At 76.6% G+C, this 4338-nt stretch carries 4 protein-coding genes; 1 reads left to right on the top strand and 3 read right to left on the bottom strand.

What is annotated here, in order from left to right; genetic code table 11:
* Positions 1-204: 204 nt before the first annotated feature.
* Genes ACFV6E_RS42755 through ACFV6E_RS42745 form a run of 3 tightly spaced genes read right to left on the bottom strand, consistent with a single transcriptional unit; the run spans position 205 to position 3081 of the window.
* Positions 205-1140, bottom strand: coding sequence for a M56 family metallopeptidase (locus ACFV6E_RS42755; RefSeq protein WP_385177782.1), 936 nt, complete (start codon positions 1138-1140; stop codon positions 205-207).
* A 7-nt stretch (positions 1141-1147) separates the two neighbouring features.
* The gene (locus ACFV6E_RS42750) at positions 1148-1621 is read right to left on the bottom strand and encodes a BlaI/MecI/CopY family transcriptional regulator (RefSeq protein WP_385469163.1); all 474 of its coding nucleotides are present in this window, start codon (positions 1619-1621) and stop codon (positions 1148-1150) included.
* A gap of 32 nt (positions 1622-1653) precedes the next feature.
* Positions 1654-3081 carry a PepSY-associated TM helix domain-containing protein gene (locus tag ACFV6E_RS42745; RefSeq protein WP_385469160.1) on the bottom strand — a complete coding sequence of 476 codons (1428 nt, stop codon included), beginning with the start codon at positions 3079-3081 and terminating at the stop codon, positions 1654-1656.
* Positions 3082-3587: 506 nt separating this feature from the next.
* Here ACFV6E_RS42745 and ACFV6E_RS42740 point away from each other — a divergent pair.
* Positions 3588-4244 (top strand): peptide deformylase, encoded by a 657-nt coding sequence (locus ACFV6E_RS42740; RefSeq protein WP_385177788.1) that lies wholly within the window; start codon positions 3588-3590, stop codon positions 4242-4244.
* The last annotated feature ends 94 nt before the right edge of the window (positions 4245-4338 follow it).

The following is a 4338-nucleotide window of genomic DNA, read 5'->3' as shown; positions in this document are numbered from 1 at the left end:
CCACCACCCCCCACCCGAGGAGTCATCCCCATGAGATTTGGCATGTCCCTGTCCCGGACGCTGTTCGCCGCCACCGCCGGTCTCGGGCGCGCCCCCCCCCCCCGCGGGGGGGGGCCCCCCCCCGCCGCCCCCGGGCGGTTACGCGGCGGGGGTGCCCGGGACCCCGGGCAGACCGGCGTCGTCAAGTCCGCAGCCGTCCGGCCGCTAGAACGGTGTCGCGGTGCGCAGGATCAGGAACATGGTGACCGCCGAGTTCGCGGAGGACATCGCGGACAGCAGGGTGCCCACGGCGGCGCCCCAGGCGGCCAGTCCCACCGAGGTGAACGCGGACGGCCAGCTACGGGCCGCCGGAGCGGGCGCCAGCAGGGCGGCGACCCGGCGCGGCACGGGACCCGCGGCGGCGAGCCCGGCGAAGGCGGGCAGCGAGGTGCCGCGCGACAGCAGCGCCGCCTTGCCGATCGCCCGTGCCACCACGTGCCGGCTGCCCACCACCCGGGCCGCCTCCTCGTCGGCCCACCGCTCCGCCGTGTAGACCACGGCGGTCCGCAGCGGGCCGAGGAACGGGTTGGCGCGCGCCGCCAGCCGTACGGCCAGCAGGTACCGGTGGTGACGCGCGCTCAGGTGGGCGCGCTCGTGGGCGAACAGGGCGCGGCGCTCGGGCGTGGCCAGCGCGTCGAGCAGCGCCGTGGTGACCACCACCCGGCCGCCGTCCCGGCCGCCGGGCAGCGCGTACGCGTAGGGCTCGGGTGCGGGCAGGACGGCGACGGTCCGGCCGGGCAGTCCGGTCAGGGCGCGGTGGGCGCCGCGGCCGACCCGCCGGTGGCGCCACAGGGTCCGGGCACAGGCCGCGAGCACCAGCATCAGTGCGGGAATGGCCGCCTTGCCCGCGATCTCGTCGTACGGCACGGCCGCGCGCACCTCGGGGTCCGACCAGCCGTCCGGCAGCGGGTTGCCGGGCAGTTGCGCGGTCCCGACGACCATCAGCAGGGCCAGGCACAGCGTGCTGCACAGGGCCATCACGGTGGCCACCCCCGTCAGCAGCCGGGTGGCCGTCCGGGGATGCAGATGCTGCTCGGCGAGCCTGGCGACCGGCCAGGCGCTGAGCGGCAGGACCAGCGGCAGGAAGACGAACACCCCCATGATGACGTCAGGCCCCCGTGCCGCCGCTCCGCGTGCCGGTGCCGCCCGGCCCCGGCCCGTCCCCGTCCGCCCCCGGGTGCGCGGCCCCGGCCGGGTGCGCCGCCTCGAGGAGCGCGCGCAGCACCTGTTCGTCGCCCGGGGGCAGCGCGGTGACGAAGCTGGCGAGCACGGCCTCGCGGTCGCGTTCGCCGTCCAGCAGCCGGCGCATCTTGCGCGCGGCGAGCCCGGCCACGTCCGCGGTCGGCGTCCACACGAAGGAGCGTCCCCGGCGTTCGCGGGAGACGGCGTCCTTGGCCAGCAGCCGGGTCAGGATGGTGACGACGGTGGTGTAGGCGAGGTCGCCGCCGAGTCTGTCCTGCACCCAGGCCGCGGTCACCGGGCCCGCGGCCGCGCTGAGCGCGCCGAGCACCTGGCCCTCCAGTTCGCCCTGGCCGCGCCGCCGGGCAGCCCGGTGCGGATCCTCGCGGTCGCGCTCTCCCATGCTGTGTCTCCCTCCGGCGTGCGCGTACCGGTTCACGCTACCCGGCTGCCGTACGTGCGTTTGCCCCGCCGGTGGGCGATCTCGCCCAGGGCGACGTCCACGGCGACGAACGCGGCGAGCGGGATGCCGAGCAGCGGGACGAAGTAGCCGAGGACGGCGACGCCGGCGGCGAGCGGGACGAGCACCTGCGGGGGCACCTGCTGCCAGGCGCCGCGCGGCAGCGGACGGCCGAACGCGGAACCGCGGCCGCGCAGCCACCACATGCGGTAGCCCCACACGATCAGCAGGACCAGCGAGAGCGCGAGGGCCATCAGGAGCAGCTGGTTGACGAGGCCGAAGAGCAGGCCGGTGTGGGCGTCGATGCCCCAGCGGGTGAGCTTGGCGAGCAGCGGGTAGTCGGCGAACCGCACCTCGTCGGTCACCCGCCCGGTCGCCGGGTCCACGGCCACGGCGTCCTGCTTCTCGGGCCAGCTCCGCCGGATCTGCTGGACGACGTAGGCGGACGGCTCGGCCGCACCGGAGGCGGGCACGACGATCTCGACCGGGTCGCCGAGCCCTTCGGCGCGGGCGGCGGCGAGAACTACGTCGATGCCGACCCCGTCGCCCGTGTTCGCTGTTGCCTCCGCATCCCCCGTGTCCCCGCCCGTCGCGCCGCCGTGTCCCGCGTGGTCGCCGCCGACGGCCGCCGAGACGGCCGGGGTGGCCTGGCCGAGCGAGGTCCGCAGCTCGTCGACGTTGGCGCCGGCGTAGGTGGACCAGGTCAGGCCGGTCGCGGACAGGAAGAAGAACCCGGCCGCCGCCCAGACGCCGACGGAGCCGTGCAGGCCGAGGACGCGGCGGCGCCCGGTGGTGCCGCGCACGGTGCGCCGCGCGCGCCGCCGCGCGAACCACAGCACGAGGCCGCCGCCCGCGATCACCCACAGCCAGCTCGCGGCGAGTTCGCTGTAGAGGCGGCCGGTCTGGCCGAGGTGGAGGTTGGCGTGGAACTCGTCGATCCAGGTGCGCAGCGGCAGCGCGCCGCTGGAGCCGTACTGTTCGAGCGCCCCGCGCACCTTGCCCGTGTACGGGTCGACGAAGACCGCCAGGGTGTGGTCGGGGTCGACGCCCGGGACGCCCGCGAGCAGGACCCTGGTCGTCGCGCCCGCGGCCGGCGAGGGGCGCACGGCCGAGACCGTCCCCTCGGGGTGGGCCTCGCGGGCGGCGGCGACCTGCGCGGAGACCGGCAGTTCGGTGTCGCCGACCGGCACGGTCAGTTCGTGCGCGTACACGATCTTCTCGGCCTGGAACGAGGCCGCGTACAGGAAGCCCGTCAGGGCGGCGACCAGCAGGAAGGGGGCGACCAGCACGCCCGCGTAGAAGTGCAGCCGCAGCACGAGGGGGCGCAGCGACGCCGTACGCGCCTGCGGGGGCGCGACACGCTCCGGGGGCTCTTCGGTCGGCGTGGGGCGGGTGGAGGTCATCGGCGGACTGCTCCCGGAGGCGGGGACGGATGGGGACGGATGGGGACAGGTGGGGACCCCGACCCGAGCGGTCCGGTGCCGGTCCGCCCGTAGCGGTTCAGTAGTCGGGCCGACGTCGCGTGGGGTTCCCTGGCGGTGCTGTGGTGTGAGTCACAGCGGGGTGACTGGGGGGGGTGAGGCTGCGCATCGCGCGCGGGGCCGGGGATGAACTAGGGCCGTAGGGCGGGCCGTTCGCCCGGGCAGGGCGGGGGTCGCGCGGCCTCAGGTGGTTCGGCCGGGGTTCGCCCGTAGGGGTCCAGTGATCGGGGCGGCCCGTCGGCCCGGGGCCGGAGGTTCGGCTCGCCAAGGCCGGAGGTTCGGCTCGCCAAGGCCGGAGGTTCGGCTCGCCAAGGCCGGAGGTTCGGCTCGCCAAGGCCGGAGGTTCGGCTCGCCAAGGCCGGAGGTTCGGCTCGCCAGGGCCGGAGGTTCGGCTCGACGGTGTCTGAGGGGCTTGGCATGCTGGCGTGATGGAGCGCGAACGTGTTGTCAGTAACTCCCGGCCGCTGGCCGACCGGGTGGCGGAACTCCTCGCCCCCGGCGGCCCGTTACCGATCGTCGCCGCGGGCGACCCGGTGCTGCGCTGCGGCGCCGAACCCTTCGACGGGCAGCTGGACGCCGAGCTGCTGGCCCGGTTCGTCGGCGCGCTGCGCGCGACGATGCACGCGGCGCCCGGCGTGGGACTCGCCGCCCCGCAGGTCGGCGTACCCCTGCGGATCGCCGTCATCGAGGACCCGGCGCCGGTGACCGAGGACGTACGCGTGGCCCGCGGCCGGGTCCCGCAGCCGTTCCGGGTCCTGGTCAACCCGTCGTGCGAACCCGTCGGCGACGCCCGGGCCGCGTTCTACGAGGGGTGCCTGAGCGTGCCGGGCTGGCAGGCGGCGGTGGCCCGGGCCGCACGGGTGCGGCTGACGGCGCACGACGAGCACGGCGCGCCGGTGGACGAGGTCTTCACCGGCTGGCCCGCGCGCATCGTCCAGCACGAGACGGACCACCTGGACGGCACGCTCTACCTCGACCGCGCCGAACCGCGCTCGCTCGCCTCGAACGAGGCGATGGCCACGCTCTGGAGCCAGCCGACACCGGCGGAGGCCGCCGCTGCCCTGGGCTTCGCCCTGCCCGGCTGACCCCAGCCCCCCGTACCCGGCTCCAGCCCCCGCCCCCAGCCCCGGCCCCGGGCTCGGGGGGGCCCCCCGCCCCGGCGCCCCCCCCCCCCCCCCC

It is taken from the genome of Streptomyces sp. NPDC059785 (genome assembly GCF_042732375.1).
Lineage (GTDB): Bacteria > Actinomycetota > Actinomycetes > Streptomycetales > Streptomycetaceae > Streptomyces.
This window is presented reverse-complemented; position numbering and strand designations above follow the sequence as displayed.